The organism is Ahrensia marina, from assembly GCF_042140245.1.
Taxonomy (GTDB): Bacteria; Pseudomonadota; Alphaproteobacteria; order Rhizobiales; family MH13; genus MH13.
The window spans coordinates 3,517,155-3,536,618 of the sequence record NZ_CP159483.1; the positions used below are offsets into that span (position 1 = coordinate 3,517,155).

The 19,464-nt window shown below is 58.7% G+C and carries 17 protein-coding genes; 16 read left to right on the forward strand and 1 reads right to left on the reverse strand.

Annotated features, from left to right (window positions below; genetic code table 11):
• The first annotated feature begins 36 nt into the window (after positions 1-36).
• From ABWH92_RS17040 to ABWH92_RS17110, 15 genes are all read left to right on the forward strand, one after another.
• Positions 37-1,515, forward strand: a complete 1,479-nt coding sequence (locus tag ABWH92_RS17040; RefSeq protein WP_375570414.1) for an ABC transporter substrate-binding protein — start codon at positions 37-39, stop codon at positions 1,513-1,515.
• 22 nt (positions 1,516-1,537) lie between these two features.
• On the forward strand, positions 1,538-2,464 hold the full coding sequence (locus ABWH92_RS17045) for an ABC transporter permease (RefSeq protein ID WP_375570416.1): 927 nt from the start codon (positions 1,538-1,540) through the stop codon (positions 2,462-2,464).
• The gene (locus tag ABWH92_RS17050) at positions 2,461-3,414 is read left to right on the forward strand and encodes an ABC transporter permease (protein ID WP_375570417.1); all 954 of its coding nucleotides are present in this window, start codon (positions 2,461-2,463) and stop codon (positions 3,412-3,414) included. The genes ABWH92_RS17045 and ABWH92_RS17050 overlap by 4 nt, the downstream gene beginning before the upstream one ends.
• A complete protein-coding gene (locus tag ABWH92_RS17055; protein ID WP_375570419.1) occupies positions 3,411-5,294 on the forward strand; it encodes an ABC transporter ATP-binding protein in 1,884 nt (627 codons plus the stop codon). The genes ABWH92_RS17050 and ABWH92_RS17055 overlap by 4 nt, the downstream gene beginning before the upstream one ends.
• Before the next feature lie 32 nt (positions 5,295-5,326).
• Complete coding sequence (locus ABWH92_RS17060; RefSeq protein WP_375570421.1) at positions 5,327-6,055, forward strand: TSUP family transporter; 729 nt, start codon at positions 5,327-5,329, stop codon at positions 6,053-6,055.
• 400 nt (positions 6,056-6,455) lie between these two features.
• Complete coding sequence (locus ABWH92_RS17065; RefSeq protein ID WP_375570423.1) at positions 6,456-7,421, forward strand: nucleoside hydrolase; 966 nt, start codon at positions 6,456-6,458, stop codon at positions 7,419-7,421.
• Complete coding sequence (locus ABWH92_RS17070; RefSeq protein WP_375570424.1) at positions 7,418-9,289, forward strand: adenine deaminase; 1,872 nt, start codon at positions 7,418-7,420, stop codon at positions 9,287-9,289. Before ABWH92_RS17065 ends, ABWH92_RS17070 begins: the two co-directional genes overlap by 4 nt.
• 146 nt (positions 9,290-9,435) lie before the next feature.
• Complete coding sequence (locus tag ABWH92_RS17075) at positions 9,436-10,473, forward strand: PotD/PotF family extracellular solute-binding protein (RefSeq protein WP_375570425.1); 1,038 nt, start codon at positions 9,436-9,438, stop codon at positions 10,471-10,473.
• A 94-nt stretch (positions 10,474-10,567) separates the two neighbouring features.
• Entirely contained in the window at positions 10,568-11,392 is an 825-nt protein-coding gene (locus ABWH92_RS17080) for an ABC transporter permease (RefSeq protein ID WP_375570427.1), read from the forward strand.
• A 66-nt stretch (positions 11,393-11,458) separates the two neighbouring features.
• Positions 11,459-12,247 carry an ABC transporter permease gene (locus tag ABWH92_RS17085; RefSeq protein ID WP_375570429.1) on the forward strand — a complete coding sequence of 263 codons (789 nt, stop codon included), beginning with the start codon at positions 11,459-11,461 and terminating at the stop codon, positions 12,245-12,247.
• A gap of 11 nt (positions 12,248-12,258) precedes the next feature.
• Complete coding sequence (locus tag ABWH92_RS17090) at positions 12,259-13,344, forward strand: ABC transporter ATP-binding protein (RefSeq protein WP_375570431.1); 1,086 nt, start codon at positions 12,259-12,261, stop codon at positions 13,342-13,344.
• A complete protein-coding gene (locus ABWH92_RS17095; protein WP_375570433.1) occupies positions 13,341-14,687 on the forward strand; it encodes an amidohydrolase family protein in 1,347 nt (448 codons plus the stop codon). Before ABWH92_RS17090 ends, ABWH92_RS17095 begins: the two co-directional genes overlap by 4 nt.
• 4 nt (positions 14,688-14,691) lie before the next feature.
• Complete coding sequence (locus ABWH92_RS17100; RefSeq protein WP_375570435.1) at positions 14,692-16,098, forward strand: dipeptidase; 1,407 nt, start codon at positions 14,692-14,694, stop codon at positions 16,096-16,098.
• Positions 16,091-16,240, forward strand: a complete 150-nt coding sequence (locus ABWH92_RS17105) for a nucleoside hydrolase (protein ID WP_375570437.1) — start codon at positions 16,091-16,093, stop codon at positions 16,238-16,240. The genes ABWH92_RS17100 and ABWH92_RS17105 overlap by 8 nt, the downstream gene beginning before the upstream one ends.
• 12 nt (positions 16,241-16,252) lie before the next feature.
• On the forward strand, positions 16,253-17,002 hold the full coding sequence (locus ABWH92_RS17110; RefSeq protein ID WP_375570439.1) for a nucleoside hydrolase: 750 nt from the start codon (positions 16,253-16,255) through the stop codon (positions 17,000-17,002).
• Here ABWH92_RS17110 and ABWH92_RS17115 read toward each other — a convergent pair.
• Positions 16,991-18,166, reverse strand: coding sequence for a M20 aminoacylase family protein (locus ABWH92_RS17115; protein ID WP_375574278.1), 1,176 nt, complete (start codon positions 18,164-18,166; stop codon positions 16,991-16,993). The genes ABWH92_RS17110 and ABWH92_RS17115 overlap by 12 nt on opposite strands.
• A 73-nt stretch (positions 18,167-18,239) precedes the next feature.
• On the opposite strand from ABWH92_RS17115, the gene ABWH92_RS17120 reads away from it, so the two are divergent.
• Positions 18,240-18,950: a phosphoribosyltransferase gene (locus ABWH92_RS17120; RefSeq protein WP_375570441.1), complete on the forward strand. Its 711-nt coding sequence runs from the start codon at positions 18,240-18,242 to the stop codon at positions 18,948-18,950.
• The last annotated feature ends 514 nt before the right edge of the window (positions 18,951-19,464 follow it).

The window sequence follows — 19,464 nt, forward strand, 5'->3', positions numbered from 1 at the left end:
TGCCTGGCGAGATGCCACAGTAAAGGAAGAACCTCCATGCGTAGCCCCTTCATCCGCTGGTGTTTAGGTGCCGTTCTGGCTCTAACACCGCTCTCGGCTGTCGCTGACGACATCACCATCGTGATCGGCAGCGAGCCAACGACTCTTGATCCGCATGCTGCTGATGATGGCGGCGAAAAAGCAGTCAATGACAACATTTTCGATACGCTGATGGTGCGGGACACCGAAGGTAATCTTGGACTTGGCATCGCCTCTGAGTGGCCAACACAGATCGATCCCACTACGTGGGAATTTAAGATCGAGCCGGGCATCACCTTCCAAAACGGTGAACCGTTGAATGCTGCGGCCGTTGCCTTCTCGATCGAGCGGATGATCGATCCAGAGCTGAACTCAGAACAGCTCTCCTATTTTTCCACTTTTGCTGGCGCCGAGGCGGTTGATGAACTGACCGTGCATGTGCGCACTTCCGGACCGGACCCAATCCTGCCAGCGCGCATGTACTATTTCATGATTGTGCCGCCAGAAGCGAGCCAGGCGACGGATTTCGCCGAGGCGCCTATTGGTAGTGGTCCCTATCGCTTTGTCAGCTGGGACCGCGGCAACCAGATCGTTCTTGAGGCCGACCCAAACTATCGCGGCGAGGCACCGGATGTTTCCCAGGTGACGTATCGCTTCATTGAGGAGCCGGGCACCCGCCTTTCGACGCTGCTGGCTGGCGAGGTTGATCTCGTCACCAACCTGCTGCCGGAGTTCATGGGCCAAGTCCCACAGGCTGCATCGATGCGCAGCCTTGAGCATCCGATGGTGCTGCTCAACGCCGATGGCGGCATCACCGCTGACGCCCGTGTGCGCCGCGCCTTGAACCTTGCCATCGACAAGGAGGCGCTGGCCTCAGCCCTGTTCGAAGGCCAAGCCCAGGTTGAGCAAGGTCAGCTGCTTGGCCCGACCTACTTCGGCTACAATGAAGACGTCACAGCCTTTCCCTATGATCCTGATCGTGCCCGCGAACTGCTGGCTGAAGCTGGTGCCGAGGGCGGTCAGATCACGCTGGTCAGCACATCTGGTCGCTGGCTGAAAGACCGCGAACTGACCGAGGTCGTCGGCGGGTATTGGTCTGCGGTTGGTCTAGATGTTGATGTCCAGATTTATGAGTTTGACGAATATCTGCAACGCCTCTTCCGGTCGGAAGACGGCCAGCGTTCCGATGCGATCTTCATCGTATCGGGCAATGAGCTGCTGGATGCGGATCGGTCGTTCTCAGCCTACCTCGCGCCATCGGGCTTCGGTGCCTCCAACAGCATCCCGCAGATGGAAGAATGGATCACCGCCGCGCGCACCGAGATTGATCTCGATGCCCGCCAAGCGATCTATGAAGAGGTTGTTGAGTATGCCCATGAGGAAGCGCTTTTGACCTTCCTTCTCAACATCAACAACATCTGGGGCATGAGCGAACGCCTCAGCTGGGACCCACGTGTTGACGGAAAAATGTTCATCAGCACCATGACGGTCGAGTAGCGGAAGGGTCGGCGCAACGGCGATGGGTGGATTTGTTGTCAACCGCTTGTGGCAGGGCGCGATCGTCGTCCTGTCTGTCGTTGTCGTTGTCTTTATCCTCACGCGTCTGATCGGTGATCCGGTCCGGGTCATGCTGCCGCTAGAGGCGACCGTTGAACAACGGGCAGCCTTCGAGGCCCAGCTTGGCCTGGACCGACCGATCCTCGAACAGTTCGTGACCTATGTGCGCGATGTCGCCGTACTCGATTTCGGCGAGTCGCTTTGGCAGCGGCGACCAGTGCTAGAGATTATCGTCGAGCGAGCGCCCGCCACGATCCTTTTAACCTTCTCAGCCATTGGCCTGGCTGTCCTCTTGGCGGTGCCGCTGGGTATCGTTGCCGCTCTTCGCCCTGAAGGTTTGGTCGACCGTGTGGTTGTCATCATCAGCCTGCTGGGGCTGTCAATCCCGCAATTTTGGCTCGGGCTTCTGTTGATCGTCTTGTTTTCCCTGACCTTGGGCTGGCTGCCCACGTCCGGTTCGGGAGGGCTGGACCACCTCATTCTGCCAGCCCTCACGCTCGCGCTTCCAGCGCTTACGCGGTTGGTCATGGTGGTTCGCTCGACCATGATCGATGAGCTTAATGCGCAATATGTGAAGGTGCTGCGCGCCAAAGGCATCCGGCCCTGGCGCGTGGTCGGTGTGCATGCCCTACGCAATTCTGCGGTGCCGATCCTTACCATCGCAGGCTGGGAGCTTATCCGCACGCTGTCGGGTTACACTGTCGTTGTGGAAACAGTGTTCGCCTGGCCTGGCCTTGGCCTCACCGCCATCCAGGCCATTGAGCGACAAGACCTCATTCTCCTACAAGCTATTGTCTTCGTGACGGCAATCTCTGTGGTTGTCCTCAACCTCCTGCTCGATGTGCTCTTTAAAGCCATCGATCCGCGCATCGAGATGAACGCCAAATGAGTGTCGCCGAGTCCGATCCGCAAATTGGAGGTGAAGCCACAATCGTTCCTGTTGCCGATGCGCGGCCGGGCGGCGGTTATTGGTCGGACCTGGTGGGTGACACGCCGGGCCTCATTGGCTTTATCTGCCTGGGCAGCCTTTTCTTCATCGCGGTTTTCGCCCCGCTCCTGGCGCCTTATGACCCTGCCGCGCAGAATATCATCGCACGTCTGAAGCCGCCCGTCTGGATGGATGGCGGTAGTTGGGCGCATATTTTGGGAACGGATCACCTCGGTCGAGACGTGCTCTCTCGGCTGCTCCACGGGTCCCGCATTTCGCTTTTCGTCGGCTTTGCGACCGTGCTCTTGGCCGGCACGTTCGGCGTTCTCATCGGGCTTATCGCGGGCTACGCAGGCGGGCGAACGGATCAGTGGATCACTGGTTTCATTGACACCAACGTCGCCTTTCCCGGCCTGTTGCTGGCGCTGCTCATTCTGGCCGTCATCGGGCCGAGCATGACCACGGTGATTGTCGTTCTGGCGCTGAACGGTTGGATGGTCTATGCGCGCATGGCACGTAGCGTTGTTCTGAGCCTGCGCCAGACCGCCTTTGTGGAAGCCGCCGAGCTTCTTGGCTGTCACACCGGACGCATCCTTATCCGCCATCTTCTGCCAAACCTGGCTGCTCCGCTCCTCACACTTGGGACGCTGGAGTTCGCCCGCATTGTGCTGGCCGAAGCCGCATTGTCCTTTCTTGGGCTTGGTGTACAGCCGCCGGCAACCTCCTGGGGCCTCGATGTGGCGCAGGGCAAGGATTACATGTTCCGTGCCTGGTGGCTGGTCACTATCCCGGGCCTTGCGATTGCCTTCACCGTGCTTGCCATAAACCTGATTGCCTCGTGGCTGCGCGTGACAACCGACCCGGTGGAGCGGGAAAAGCGTTTTGCGCGCCGTTTTGGGGCTGCCGGATGAGCGAACCCCTTCTGACGGTTGAGGGACTCCATGTTGAGTTTTTGACCCGACGCGGCCGCGTGCATGCCGTGCGCGGGGTTTCTTTCGATCTACGTCCAGGCCAGGCGCTTGGCCTTGTCGGCGAATCCGGTTGCGGGAAATCCGTGACGTCACAGGCCATCATGGGCCTGGTCCAACTGCCCGGCCGCATCATTGGTGGTGACGTGCGCTGGAAGGGCAAAAGCCTCATTGACCCAGACTCAGCCGACTATCGCCGCGAGGTTTGCGGCCGCGACATCGCCATGGTCTTCCAGGACCCGATGACGAGCCTAGACCCGCTGTTTTCCGTTGGCGACCAAATCGTTGAAGTGTTGATGCGGCATCGCGGCATGACGCGCGTGGCCGCTCACAAGCGCGCGGTGGAACTGCTCGACATGGTCCACATCCGCGAACCGCAAAAAAGGGTTGCCCAATTCCCCCATGAGTTCTCGGGCGGCATGCGGCAGCGTGTCTTGATCGCCATGGCGCTCGCCAGCGAGCCGGAGTTGCTGGTCGCCGACGAACCGACAACCGCGCTTGATGTCACTGTTCAAGCTAGCCTACTCGACCTCTTAGCCGAACTGCAACGTAACCTTTCGCTGGCTGTGCTGATGATCACCCATGATCTGGGCGTGGTGGCCAAGCTCTGCCACGACGTGGCCGTCATGTATGCTGGTGAGATCATCGAGGACGGCCCTGCCGAGCGCATGCTGCACCATCCGTCACACCCTTACACTGCCGGTCTCCTGTCGGCGACACCAACACTGGCCAAGACCCGCCATCGGCTGGAGACCATCGACGGTCAGCCGCCGGACCTACGCTTGCCACGGACCCAATGCAGCTTCCGTCCGCGCTGCGTGAACGCCATTGATGCCTGCGCTATTGCCCCAGACCTTACGCCACTCAGTACCAACCAGGGGCGTCTCGCCTGCCACAACCCGGTCAAGCAACGCACACCAGCGAGTGTTGCCAGCACGAATGACGAGTCAAAACAGAACGGCTACACAGCCGAACCCTTGCTCAGCGTTCGTAATCTCTCTGTTCATTATCCTATTGGCCGGCAAGGTTTTTTTGGCCGTCGAGACATCCTGAAAGCCGTCGACAATGTCAGCTTCGACATCTGGCCCGGTGAAACGCTGGGCCTGGTTGGCGAGAGCGGCTCTGGCAAGACAACGACCGGACGCGCCGTCCTACGTGCTGTCCCAGTTACTTCGGGATCCATCACGTTCGATAGGCAAGAGATCACGACCCTTGCCCGTGAGCCGCTTCGGCGCCTGCGCCGCGACATGCAGATCATCTTTCAGGACCCCTATTCCAGCCTCAATCCCCGCATGACGGTCCAGGATATTGTCGCTGAACCACTGCTCGTACACGGCATCGAAACCGATCCAAGCCGCCTGCGGGACCGTGTGGCTCATTTGCTGGAGCTGGTCGGGCTGCCGGCCGATGCCGCCATCCGCCACCCACACGCTTTTTCCGGCGGCCAGCGCCAGAGGGTCGGTATCGCTCGGGCTTTGACACTGGAACCACGCTTCATCATTGCCGATGAACCAGTCTCGGCGCTGGATGTTTCCATCCGCGCCCAAGTGGTGAACCTGATGCAAGACCTGCAAGCCCGACTCGGGCTCACCTACCTGTTTGTCGCCCATGATCTAGCTGTTGTTCGCCACATCGCCGATCGCGTCGCCATCATGAAAGGCGGTAAGATTATCGAGATCGGACCGGCTGACGAAGTCTACACCAACCCCGCCCAGCCCTACACACGCGCCTTGCTGGATGCGGTGCCAGAGATCGATGACAAACACCGTCTCCGGTCATGGTCGAAACCAGCGCAAGCGGCCGCTGATACACCGGTCAGCTGAACGTTATGGAGGTCCTAGGCGCTAACGGCCTGTTGTCTCCGGTATTCGCGGCGGTTTTTTTCGCCGTTGTCTGTGCGGCGATTGTTCAGTCCTCAACGGGCATTGGATCTGGTCTGATCGCGGCGCCGGTTCTTCTGTTGATCGATCCGAAATTCGTGCCAGGCACAGTGATCCTCCTCGGAATCATGGTCAGCTTTTTATCGGCCATTCGGGACATAAAGCACATCAAGAGCTCGTATGTAGTTGCCGGACTCGCTGGCCGTATACCGGCGGCAGTCTTTGCCGCATCCCTGCTCGCGAGTTTTTCGCCAACAGTCTTTCAGATCCTCTTTGCTTGCCTTGTTGTGATGGCCGTTGCCCTGTCGCTTTTCGGCCCTGCCATCCGACCAAGCGTGCCTAGTGTGGCTGCCGCTGGTGTGGCGTCAGGCTTTATGGGAACGCTGACCTCGGTCGGCGCACCGCCCTTTGCCATTGCCATGCAGAACATGCCAGCACAGCAGCTACGCGCGACGATGAACGCTGTCCTCCTTTTGGGCGCCTGCGTCTCGCTTGCCTCGCTGGCAGCGTTTGGAAGCTTCGGCTGGCCGGAAGTGCTGCGTGGGCTGGCCCTCATCCCAGCGGTTGTTCTGGGCTTCTACGCGGCGCGCTTTATCATTGCTGACCCGCGCACCACGCCTTGGGTGCGCCCCGTAGTGCTTGGTCTTTGCGTGCTGGCGAGCCTTGCTTTGCTTGCGCGAGCCGCCCTCAGCACTATCATCTGATTGGCGCAGGTTTCCTTGGCGCTATTGTCAGCCGAAACGGCGATATCGTCAGTCTCACAATAGCCCAACGCCAACCAGCCCAAACGCGACGCTGAAGTGCGTTTGAGCATACTTGAAGGCGTTTATCTGGGCCGAGGATGCGCAGAGTAGCGAGTGCGGGCTCTAAACGATTGCCAGACAGGTGGGCGCGTCGCTGATCGATGGAAAAAGGACCGAACCTTCCAGCTTGAACCACTAGCGAATGATGCGTTCATTGCGGTTCACGGCGTGTAAGAATGGAGGCCAAACCTGACTGTGTCACCATCTGGCCACCTGTCGCCGGTGTGATAGGGTCTGGATTCGTCAACCTTGGGTCTGCTTTTTGACCCGGCCCAACACACACCAAGCGGACCGCGATTACATGGAGCGAAAGCTCATACTGGATACCGATGGTGGTGTGGATGATGCCCAAGCTCTGTTGATGCTGATCGCAGCTGGCCGAACGCCCGATCTGATCACTACGGTTTTCGGCAATGTCGACCTGACGGCTGCAACCCGCAACATCCTGTCGGTGCTGGCTGTGGCAGGCAAGCCAGAGGTTCCTGTTCAGATGGGGGCGGACCGACCGCTCGCTCAACCTGCCATTGATGCAACCAACATTCATGGCGCTGATGGGCTGGGTGGCGCACCGCGACCAGCAACAATCCCTAATCCGGTAGGCCGTGATGGGGTTCGTGTCCTTATTGCCACGCTGCAAGAGGCTACGGAAAAAGGTGAGAAGGTTGACCTCCTCATGATTGGGCCACTGACCAATCTGGCCCTTGCCATACGTCAAGCCCCTCAATGCGTCGAAGGTGTCGGCCAACTCACCATGATGGGTGGAACGATACACGGGCGCGGCAACATCACACCGGCCGCAGAATTCAACATTTTCAGCGACCCCGAAGCGGCTGCCGTCGTGTTTGGAGCCGATATTGAGATCATTATGGTGCCTTGGGAAACCTGCATGACCCAAAAGATAGAGGGTCCAGAGGTTGATCAATTCTTTGCTGCATTGCCCGACGGTCCCTATCAAGTCTTCTCGCACGCGCTGGCACACCACGCCCGGTCGGTTATCAAAGGTTTTGGCGGTGGCGATCACATGCGCTTCGTCGACCCGCTGGCTGCTGCCGTCGTGATTAACCGCACCATCGTGACCAAGTCACAGCAGGCGTGCGTGGAGGTTGCCTTGTCGCCTGGCGTGACCCGCGCAATGACGGTGATTGACCCCACAGGTCGGCTCGGCACCCCAAATGTAAGCCTCGTAGAAAACGCGGATCTTGATCGGGTGATCGCCCTCTATCAGGCCTCGATCGCCTACGACACTCCTCAAACGGCCGTGCCATGAGTGCCTCAACACACCCCGATGACATGCTGATCAGCGCTGCAGACGAGGTGAAAATTCGCCAGCGTCTGATCCGCGTTGCACTTGGCCATGAACCTGCCGATACCAAACTTCGCGTTGGCAAACTGTTGGATGTTCACACGCGCATGTGGCTGGCCGACCAAGAGATCATCATGGTGGGTCGGCGCATTGCCTATGTCGGTCCGGCTGGTACTTATCCCGGCAAAGTAAACCGCGAAATTCACGAGCCTGATCTCTTGGCCGTGCCCGGCTTTGGCGAAGTACACAAGCATATCGAATCCTCTCACGTGACCCCGGAGTGGGAGGCCGCCCTGGTGCTGCCGCACGGTAACACGTGGACGTGTGAAGCAAGCCATGAGTTTTCCAACATCAATGGACCACGCAATCTGGAGTTCTGGTTCAAGGCGCGATTGGCTGGCAGCCCGCAAAAGATTTTTCCGCTGCCGGGTTCGGCCGTGCCGCCGACGGCCTATGAATGGGGCGGCGGCCACTTTGGTTATGACGAACAGCGCGGCTTCATGGCCGATCATCTTATGGTGGCAGGGCTCGATGAGGTTATGGACTGGCCCGCGGTCTGGGACCCGAAGAACCCATCTTATGACCGGCTATGGGGGATGATCGAGGCGACGTTTGAGAAGCGCGGCGTGGTGGAAGGCCATGCCGCTGGGATCCGAGACATACCCACCATCAACGCGTTTGCTGCGGCTGGTTTGGCCTCAGATCATGAGGCTTGGACGGCCGAAGAGGTGCTCGACAAAGTACGGCGCGGCTTGTTCATGGAACTGCGCCCTCATTCCCTGCCTGAAATGGTTGAGGGGCTTCTGGAAGCGGGATTGAACGACTGGAGTCAGTTTGCTCTGACAACCGATGATCGTTCTTGTTCCGATACTTTGAAACTGGGAGCGACCGATCACAATGTGCGCCTTGCCATCAAGGCCGGGCTTGCCCCGGAAATCGCAATCCAGATGGTTACCATCAATCCCGCCCGTCACATGCGGCTCACGCCATGGGTCGGGTCGCTTTCACCGGGGCGGTTCGCCGATATCGTGCTGCTGGATGACCTCAGCAGCTTGTCGATAGCCAAGGTCTGGGCCGACGGTGAGCTGGTGGCGGCCGAGGGTACTTACCTAAAGGCTGTGCCGACGATCGATTGGCCCGACTGGGCGACACAAAGTGTCAATATCACGCGCCCGATCGCGGCAGCCGACTTTGCCATTGCGGCAGACCCGGGGCGTGAAACCATGAAAGCGGCGCTGTTGCGCCCTTTCCATTGGGATGATGATTTCATCACCATGGAACTGCCCGTAGCGGACGGACAGGTGCAACGCGACAGTGATCGCAACGTCACCAAGTTCGCCATCGTTGATCGCTTCTCCGGCGACGGGAAGACCTCGGCCATGTTTTGGCTTGGAACAGGACCGCGCACGCCAGATACGGCGCTGGCCTGCTCCATGGGCCACGACAAGCACAACATATGGGTGGTGGGATCGTCCGATGCCGCTATGGCACAGGCTGTCAATACCCTGCGCGACACTCAGGGAGGCTGGGCGCTGGTGCGCGAGGGCACCCTGGTCGCAACAGTGCGCTATGAGGTGGGTGGGCTGATGACATGCCGCCCACCAGAAGAACTCGATAGCGAGATGCAGCACCTCTACGCGCAGGGCGAAACGATAGACTGGATGTACGAGCCCACCTTTAGCCCACGCTGGTTTCCGGGTTTTCCGGAGCGACTGGCCTTTGCCACGCTCACTTGCGCCCCATGGCGCTGGGTGCTCGTGGCACCGAGCGAGCGTGCACCGGAAGGTTTTGTGAACGTGGCCACTGGGGAGACGCACCCCATCGTTTGGTGACTGCCCACAATTTCATCAAACGGTGATCAAGGTGCCCGTGGGCTCGGCTTGACGTTGGGGCCGTTTCGCCGGTTAACTTAACAAACGCCATTGCGTTCATACCAGCCCGGGTTTGTATCCGAGCGATCATCTCATCGAGGACCACCATGAAAAATTTATCCACATTAAGCGTCGCTGCGGCGTCCGTTGCTGCCATGCTGGCCGCTGCGCCCGCGATGGCGCAAGACCGGACGTTCACCGTTTCTTGGTGGGGCTTTAATGGCGACGCGCTGCAAGAGATCATCATCGACCCATTCCAGGAAATGTGTGATTGCGAAGTCGTCTTTGAAACCGGCAACAATGCCGACCGGCTGAGCCGCCTACAGCTGCGTAGCGGTGAAGGCGTTGACGTCATCTACCTCACCGACCGTTTCTCTCAGCTTGGGATTGAGCTGGGCCTGTTCCAGCCTGTTGACCGTGCGATGGTGCCGAACATTGAGCAGATTTATCCGCTGGCGCAGGAGCCACAAGGCGAGTTCGGCCCCGCCTACACCATTGGGCGCGTTGGTATTGTCTACAACAGTGATGAGCTGGAAACACCGATCACCTCATGGGATGATCTGTGGCGCGAGGATCTAAGCTCTCAGGTTTCACTGCCAGGCATCACCACCACCGCCGGCCCCATGGTCGTGTTGCGCGCTGGTGAACGCGCAGGTGTGAACGCCTACGAAGACGCTGATGCAGCGTTTGAACAGGTGGAAGGGTTGGTTCCCAACGTTTTGACGAATTACAACACCGGCTCGGAGATGATCAATCTGTTCTCCACCGGCGAGATCAATGTCTCCATGGCGCAGGATTTCGCGCTGGGTCGCTTGAAGGCTGCCGTACCCTCGATTGTGTGGGCGGATCTGGACGATGGCGATATCGCCACCCTTAACACCATCAACATTCCCACCGGCTCGCAGAACGTTGAGCTGGCGCACATGTTCCTCAACTTCGTGCTGTCGACAGAAATCCAACAGGAGTTGGCTGTGCGCGGTGTGGATGCACCGGTGAACGAGGGCGTTACGCTGACTGCGGAGGAAGCTGCGGGCTGGACGTACGGCGATGAGCTGCTGTCCAGCCTCAACCAAGTCGACTATGTGCCAATGAACGCGGCACTTGATGACTGGATCAATCGTTGGAACGAAACCTTCGGCATGTAAGCTGATGGTCCGGTAAACCGTTCGATTGTCTTTGCGCCTGCGGGCTAGGTCACCACGCCCGCAGGTTTCCTAAGCCCATAAATCTGGAGCCCCTATGAGACGTTTCGCTGGCTGGATGCTGTCGTCTCCAGCGACACTAGCCGTGTCGTTGTTTTTGATCATTCCAGTCGCCGCCACCATCGGCGTTACTTTTACTGCGCCCGGTGGTACCTTCGCACCCTATGTGGACTTCTTTGAGTCTGGGTTTCAGCGGGTTGTTCTGTGGCGCACCTTTGAGGTGGCGGCCATAACCACACTGGTCTCGTTGGTTTTTGGCCTGCTTACCGCGTATGTCGTATCGCGGTGCCCGCCCTCGATGAAATCGATCTTGATCGTGCTGGCGGTCTTCCCGCTGCTCACCGGGGTCGTTGTGCGATCCTTTGCGTGGCTCATTCTTTTGGGGCGCAATGGCGTCCTCAACAACACGCTGGAATGGCTAGGCCTGATCGAACGTCCTATAGCGCTGCTCTACACCCAAACCTCAGTTGTGGTGGCGATGATCTATATTTTCGTGCCGCTGATGGTTTTGGTGCTGGTTGGCGTATTGGAAAACATCCCTGACGATTTGCTTCAGGCTTCCTCCTCACTTGGCGCTTCGCCAACAGCAAGTTTCGTGCAAGTCATCCTACCACTGGCAACACCGGGGCTGATCGTGGGCGCAGTGCTTGTGTTCACCGCAAGCTTCACCTCTTACGCCACGCCTCACTTGCTGGGTGGTACCCGGCAGATGATGATGGGCACCTTCCTGCATCAACGCGCGATGGTGTCTTTTGACTGGGTCAGTGCGTCCACCGTTGCCGCCATCATGGTGGTGGTGATTGTTGCAACCGTGCTTGTGATGACGCGCATTGCCAAGCGCCTGAACCCCATGACCTCGTAAAGAAACGCCTTAGCGTGACCTTAGAAAACGATGTCCGACTGCAACCTGCTGAAATGACCCTCTGAGATGACCAACCGTATCCACCCCCTGCTGATCCTGATGACCGCTCTGGTCTATTTTTTCTTGATCGGCCCATTGGTTATCATCTTTGGCGCGTCGGTCTCAGACACCACTTTTCTGGCCTTCCCACCGCAGGGGCTTACCCTGCACTGGTTTGAAAACATTTGGGAAATCAGCGCTTTCCGTCGCACCATTGTGACCTCGCTGCAGGTGGCGTTGCTGGGCACTTTCATTGCGCTGGTGATCGGCATTCCCGCTGCCTATGCGCTCAACCGCCACCGCATCCATCTGCCCGGCTGGCTGTCGATCCTGTTTATCATGCCCATCCTGATCCCTGAAATCGTGATCGGCTTTTCGCTTCTGCGCTCGGTCAATGTCGAGCTGGGTGTGCCGGTCTTTTTCACGCTGCTTATCGGACATACGTTGCTGGTGCTGCCCTATGTGATCCGGGTCATCGCAGCTTCGCTTGCCTCATTTGATTTTTCTATTGAAGAAGCTGCCATTTCACTTGGCAGTCACCCTATAAAGACGTTTTTCACCATCGTTTTGCCCAACGTGCGCTCCGGTGTGATCGCCGCATTTATTCTGGCGTTCATCACCTCGATCAACGATGTATCGGTCTCCCTCTTCCTAACCGGCCCTGGCATTTCCACGCTGCCCATTCAGATTTTGGCCCATGTGGAGCAGTTCTTTGACCCGACCATTGCGTCGGTTTCGGTTCTTCTCATGGTGCTGACCATTGTCGTTATGATCATTGTCGAGCGCACGCTTGGCTTGACGATCGTGGCGAAATAACAAGGTTTCCAATGACCCTTCCCAAGCCTGCTCCTCTTTCCATCGACGCCATCACAGCCCACTACGGGAAAACCAAGGTGCTCGAAGACCTGTCGCTTGATGTGGCTGATGGCGAGTTGGTGTCGCTGCTGGGCGCGTCGGGTTGCGGCAAGACCACCACCTTACGGCTGGTGGCCGGGTTCATGCAGCCAACATCGGGCACGATCCGGCTGGGCGACAAAGACCTGACCCAGCTGCCCGCGCACGGGCGTGATATCGGTCTGGTGTTCCAAAGCTACGCTCTGTTTCCCCATCTCACCGTGAAACAGAATGTCGCCTTCGGCCTCAAGCAACGCAAGCTGGCCGTCAGCGAACAAGATCAGCGCTCGATGACCATGCTGGAGCGCGTGGGCCTTGCTCATTTGGCCGATCGTCTGCCCGGCGAGCTGTCCGGCGGCCAGAAGCAACGTGTTGCCCTGGCCCGTGCCTTGGTCATCGAGCCGCCGCTTTTGATGTTTGATGAACCGCTTTCGAACCTGGATGCCAAACTGCGCGTGGATATGCGTGTGGAGATCCGACAACTACAGCGCGCCAATGGCACCACCGCGCTTTACGTGACCCATGATCAGGAAGAGGCGTTTTCAATTTCTGATCGTGTGGCGATCATGGATCAGGGTCGTATCATGCAACTGGATACGCCAGAGACACTATACCAGCGCCCCGCCAACACATTTGTTGCCCGCTTTGTCGGGTTTGAAAATCTCATCGATTTGAAGGTGACCGGCCGAGATGGTGCAAACGTGCACGCGCAAACACAGGACGGCGCCAGCCTCACCTTGTCGCAGGATCGTTTGGGCAAAATTCCAGATGCGTTCATTCTGGCAACCCGCCCCGACGGGCTCATCGTGACCGACGCGCCTGATGCCCAAGGGCTGCCAGCAACACTTGGTTTGCGCACTTATTTGGGCCGCGCCTACCAGTATCAGTGCGAAACTGGTGCTGGAACAGGATCAGGCCACCTGCTTGCCAACAGCTCGCTGGCCACACCGTTTGAGCCTGGTGCACATGTCATGCTGCAGCCAAACCCGGATCAATGCGCGATCCTGAAGCCACAATGAAAATACTGCTGACAAACGCCTGGGTGCTGACCATTGATGCAAACATGCGGGACTATCCGCGTGGGTGGATGCTGATTGAGGACAGCAAGATAACTGGCCTTGGCGATGGCCCACCGCCCGAAGACACCAGCGCAGTGGTGCACGATATGGGCGGCGATATCGTGATGCCCGGCATGGTCAACACACACTGTCACATGGCTATGTCGCTGTTTCGTGGCTTGGGCGAGGATGTTGATGATCGCCTGTTCCGCTACATGCTGCCATTGGAGCGAAAATTCGTCTCGCCGAGCATGGTGCGCGCAGGCTCCAACCTTTCCACCCTTGAGATGATTATGGGTGGCGTCACAACCGTCGCTGATATGTACTACCATGAAACCGAAGTGGCCGACGTCATCGTGCGCAGCGGCATGCGTGGCGTGGTGGGGCAAACGCTTGCCGACTTCGATCCGCCTGATCATGCGAGCTTTGACGAGGGCTTTGCGCTGTGCGATGCGCTTGTGGATGCATGTGCTGGTCAGTCGCGAGTGACCGCATCCATCGCGCCACACGCCCCCTACTCCACGGGAATGGACATCCTGGGGCGCGTTGCCCACTGGCATGACGACCACCCCGACACGCGTATCCAGATCCACTTGGCTGAAACGCAGGATGAAGTGACCTGGGCGGCTGACAAACACGGCATGTCCACCACGGCTGTGTGTGACGCTGCTGGGCTGTTGAAGCCTGGAACGATCGCTGCACACTGTCTGCTGATCAACGATGCGGATATTGAAACCATTGCCCGCACCGACACACGTGTTGCCCACAATGCGCGCTCAAACGGCAAGGCCGGGCGCGGCATGGCACGGGTGGAAGACATGCGCGCGGCGGGCATTCCGGTGGGCATTGCCACAGATGGACCGATGAGTGGCAACACGCTTGATCTGTTCTCACAGTTTGGCGTGGTGTCCATTTTTGCCAAGGTTTTGCGCGGTTCTCGTAAAGCCCTCCCAACGCGTGAGCTCGTCCGCATGGCAACGATCGAAGGGGCGAAGGTCTTGGGTCTTGATGCCGAGACCGGATCGCTGGAAATCGGCAAGCAAGCCGACCTTATCCGCATTGATCTGTCAGCGCCCCGGATGCAGCCGATCTACGATCCCTATTCGGTCCTCGTCTTTGCCACCAAACCCGACGATGTGCGCGATGTGATGGTGGGTGGCCAATGGCTGATGCGCAACCGTCAGGTGCAATCCGTGGAGCCTGACAAAGTGCTGGCCGATGCCAACCAGGTGGCCAATCAATTTCGCGCCGAGATTGCAGTGATTGATGCGGGCATGACCCAAAACGGTGCCCAGAAAGGCTAACAGCATGAGCGACCAGCAAGCCTTGATCGACCAAGTGCTCGACTATGCCGATGCTCATATGGATGAAAGTTTGGCCCGGCTGTTTGCGTTCATCCGCATTCCATCCGTCTCCACTGTCCAAGCCCATGCTGATGACTGCCGCCAGGCAGCGCAGTGGCTGGCCGACCAGCTGAGCGATTTGGATTTTGATGCATCCGTGCGCCCGACGCAGGGCCATGCCATGGTGGTCGGCCACAACACGCAAGGCCCTGGCCCCCATGTGCTGTTCTACGGCCATTACGATGTACAGCCCGTGGACCCTTTAGAGCTGTGGGACACCGATCCGTTCGAGCCAACGCTCAAGCCCGCACCGGACGGTGATACTCATATCACCGGGCGAGGCGCGTCCGACGATAAGGGTCAATTGCTGACCTTCATTGAGGCCTGCCGCGCTTGGAAAAGTGTGACTGGAAGTCTGCCCATCAAGGTTTCCATGCTGTTTGAGGGGGAGGAGGAGTTTGGCTCCCAGAGCCTCGGCCCCTTTCTGGAGGCCACCGCGGATGAGCTGCGCGCCGATGTGATGATGGTATGCGACACGGACATGTGGGACCGGGAAACCCCCGCAATCACCACCATGCTGCGTGGTTTGGTGGGCGAGGAGTTCACTGTTACCTGCGCCGACCGGGACTTGCATTCGGGCATGTTCGGCAATGCTGCGCGCAATGCGCTTCAGGTCACCGCCGACGTGCTGTCGACCCTACGCAATGCGGATGGCAGCGTAGCGCTTGCCGGCTTTTACGAGGGGGTTAAGGAGCTAGCGCCTGAGATCCGTTCGCAGTGGCAAACCCTACCCTTTGATCAGAAAGGCTTTTTGTCCGATGTGGGCTTAAACATACCGGCCGGTGAAACGGGCTACTCCATCATGGAGCAGGTTTGGGCACGCCCAAGCTTTGAGATCCACGGGATCATCGGAGGCTACACCGAGCCCGGCTTCAAAACGGTGATACCAGCCAAGGCAACTGCGAAGGTTTCATTCCGGCTTGTTAAAGGCCAAGACCCGATAGCCATTCGTGATGTTTTTCGAGCGCATGTTCGCGCGCATGTGCCTGATGACTGCTCTGTGGAGTTTACCCCGCATGGAGCGAGCCCTGCACTATCCCTGCCGCTCGACAGCCCCTATCTGGCCGCCACCCGCGACGCACTGAGCGAGGAGTGGAACACAGAGGCCGCGCTTGCTGGAACAGGGGGATCGATCCCAATCGTTGGTGAGTTCAAGCGGCAGTTGGGTATGGACACGCTGCTGGTAGGCTTTGCCCGCTTCGACAACCGCATTCATAGTCCGAACGAGAAATACGACCTATCCAGCTTCACAGGCGGTATCCGGTCTTTCATCCGGGTGCTGGCGGCGCTTTCAGAGCTTGAGGGTGAGTAAGAGCCCTGTGCGGGTGCTGATCGACACTGACCCCGGTCTTGATGATGCGGTTGCTATTCTCTACGCGCTGGCCTGCCAGGGCTTTGCTGTCGACAGCATGACATCAGTGGCGGGCAACATCGGCATCACCACCACGACTTAAAATATCGGACGCTTGTTGGCTGTGATGGGACGCGATGACATCGCGTATGCAGCCGGTGCGGCAAGGCCATTGTACGGGGCTGGACGTGATGAAGCAGCAATTCATAGCTCTGATGGCTTAGGCGGCGTGGTGTTGCCTGCGCCGCAAAGGCCACCAGAGGCGCAAGATGCAACACAGTTTCTCGCAGACACGCTGCGCGCTGCCCCGTCAGGTGCGCTGACAGTTCTTGCTCTTGGCCCGCTCACCAATCTGGCGCAACTGGCGCGCGATGAACCAGCCGCTTATGCGCGCATTGGAAAGATCATCGCCATGGGCGGCACTATCGATGAGTTGGGCAACGCCGGACCATACGCCGAGTTCAACATGGCCTGCGATCCGATGGCCGCACGGCTGGTGTTTGCAGCCCCGGTGCCGGTTACGCTTATCCCGCTCGATGTGACACGGAAGCTTCGCGCATCGTCTGCTGATCTGGACCGGCTGGCTAGATCGGGCACCAAAGCTGCCTTGCTCGCTGCGGATCTGATACGCACCTATTTTGCCAGCCATAGTGATCGCCAGTCGCGGCCGTTGCATGACCCCTGTGTCATGCTGATGGCGCTGTCGCCGGGGCTGTTTGAAACCCAGACCTTTCGCCTCACGATAGACTGCGAGACACATCCTGGCAGACTAGAGAAGGCGCACGAAGGCGCGTTGGTTGACGTGGCCGTGAGCATTGATCCAGAGGCTGCCCTTGATGCGCTCTGGCGTGGCCTAAGCTGCTAGATCCATCTCCACAAGTCGCGTCCAGAAAGCAATGCCGGACAGGATGGCCTCGTCGTTGAAATCATAGCCAGTGTTGTGATGCAGCGCGCCATCAACGGCCGGGCCGTTCCCAAGCCACACATAACAACCCGGAACACTTTGCGAGAAAAACGCGAAGTCATCCCCAGCAGTGGACGGCGGAAACGCTGTGCGGATGCGCGCCGGACCAAGAGCAGCTTGCGCGGCAGCTAGCGCGCGCGCCGTCGTGTCAGGGTCATTCACCACCGGTGGTATCCGCCGGGTGAAGTGATAGCTCACCTCAACTCCCAAGGCCTGTGCAATGCCATGAGCGATGGACCCAATTTCTTGCTCCAGCTGATCGCGAACCTTCGCGCTGTAGGCCCTTGCTGTCCCTGCAATTCGCGTGGTGTTTGGGATAACGTTGAGCGCCTTGAAGTCACCCGCTTCCACGGCGCAAGCACTCACCACTGCTGGCTCTAGAGGGTCAACGATGCGTGCGACAATGGTGTGCAACAACGAAAGGAACTGCCCGGCCGCCGTTATCGGGTCACGGCCCAGATGCGGTTTGGCACCATGCGTACCAATGCCGGTGAACGTGACCTCCCAGCTATCGGAGGAGGCCAATTGAGGACCTGCGACCACGGCCATTTGGTCGGGATCAAGACCGGGCATGTTGTGCAGGCCATAAACGCGATCAACGCGAAACTTTGACAGAAAGCCGTCATCCATCATGGCTTTGGCACCGCCACGCCCTTCCTCGGCAGGCTGAAAGATGAAATGCACTGTGCCATTGAAATTGCGCGTTCTGGCAAGGTGGCGCGCAGCCCCCAGCAGCATGGTTGTATGGCCATCATGGCCACAGGCGTGCATCTTGCCCGGCTGCGTTGATGTGTAAGGGCGCTGCGCCGTCTCCGGCATGGCAAGTGCATCCATATCAGCGCGCAAGGCTATGTGGTCGGTGCCCTCGCCTACCTCCAAGGTGCCGACCACACCGGTTTTGCCAAGGCCACGATCCACAGCGATGCCGGCCTCGGACAGCTTTTGCGCGACAATGCCGGCGGTCCGCTCTTCCTCAAACCCCAACTCAGGATGCGCGTGCAGATCATGGCGCAGAGCGACCAGCATCTTCAGCTCAGCAGCGTCAATGGAAAGAGGGTCAGACATGGCTTGCCAATCCTTGGTGTCCTGTACCAAATCGGTTTGGCCCATCGCCAGAAACAAGACAAGGAGGTTGTCGATGAGCATGCCCCCCCGCCTGGCACCGCATGCGTTTTGGCAACGGCTTGATGAACCGGGCACATATCCATCTGCGCCCGACACGCTCTATCACGATGCCTATCCGGCGAGCCTACCAGATGGAAGGCAACTGCTGCTGCCTTTGCGAAAACTTCCTGGTTCTGGTGGTGGCGCGCTGGCGTCACTGATCATCAATCAGGCCTCCTTTGAGGTTGAAGACGCGCTAGCCGATATCATGGCGCAGCAGTGGTGTGCAGAAGCCCCCGATGTCGTCGTCGGTGTGCCAACACTTGGCTTGCCGCTGGCCAATGCGGTCGCCCGGAGACTTGGCCACCAGCGGCTGGTACCTTTGGGAACATCGCGTAAGTTCTGGTACACCGACGCGCTGTCGCATCCGATGCGGTCTGTTACATCGCCGGACAGTGGCAAGACCATCTACCTTGATCCACGCATGGTTCCCTTGCTGCAGGGCCGCAAGGTACTGGTGGTGGACGATGTGGTGAGCACCGGATCATCGCTTGCAGCCGTTCTAGCGCTTCTGAAAAAGATCGAAATCACACCGTTGGGAATCTCCGTGGCGATGGAGCAAGGCACGCGGTGGCGCAGCGTGATAGAGCAGAGCGAACGGGTGCGCGGCGCGATCCGCTCACCGCTGCTTGAAGCGGCAGGCAGAGGTTATGTGACTTCGCCCGAGCAGCAGGAGGCACCTTAGCGGCGCCTTGAAAGTGCAACTCAGAGCATACTGGGTTTTGGCTCGCTTTCGCGACCGCCGGGATCACGACCATCGCAGGGGGAAATCTTCACGACTTGCCTGAGTGAGGGCAACTGTCCAAGACGTGATGGGGTGCGCCAGAACTTGGTTTCGCTTTGCACACCAAGTGCACACGCCTGCATCTATGTCATTGATATAATTGAAATATCTATCCAATCCACCATCGGAGCAATATCCTGGATATGCGCACCCCTGGATCGCGTGGCAATGATAGCGCAAGCCGCTCATCGGCCGAGGACCGCCAGCAGTGGGGTTTCCAGACAAATCCAGGTGTGTATGTTGCAGTTCCACTTGAGGCGAACAAGCCCAACCAGCTGATCGATGAGCGATATGCTCTCTGATACGCGGCTCGGGTTACGTTAGCCAGAACGGTCGCCGCTATCGTGTGCGCCGCTCTTTTCAGCGTCAATCATTTCCTAGCAAGCGCTTTGGACCGATGGAGCACAACCGTGAC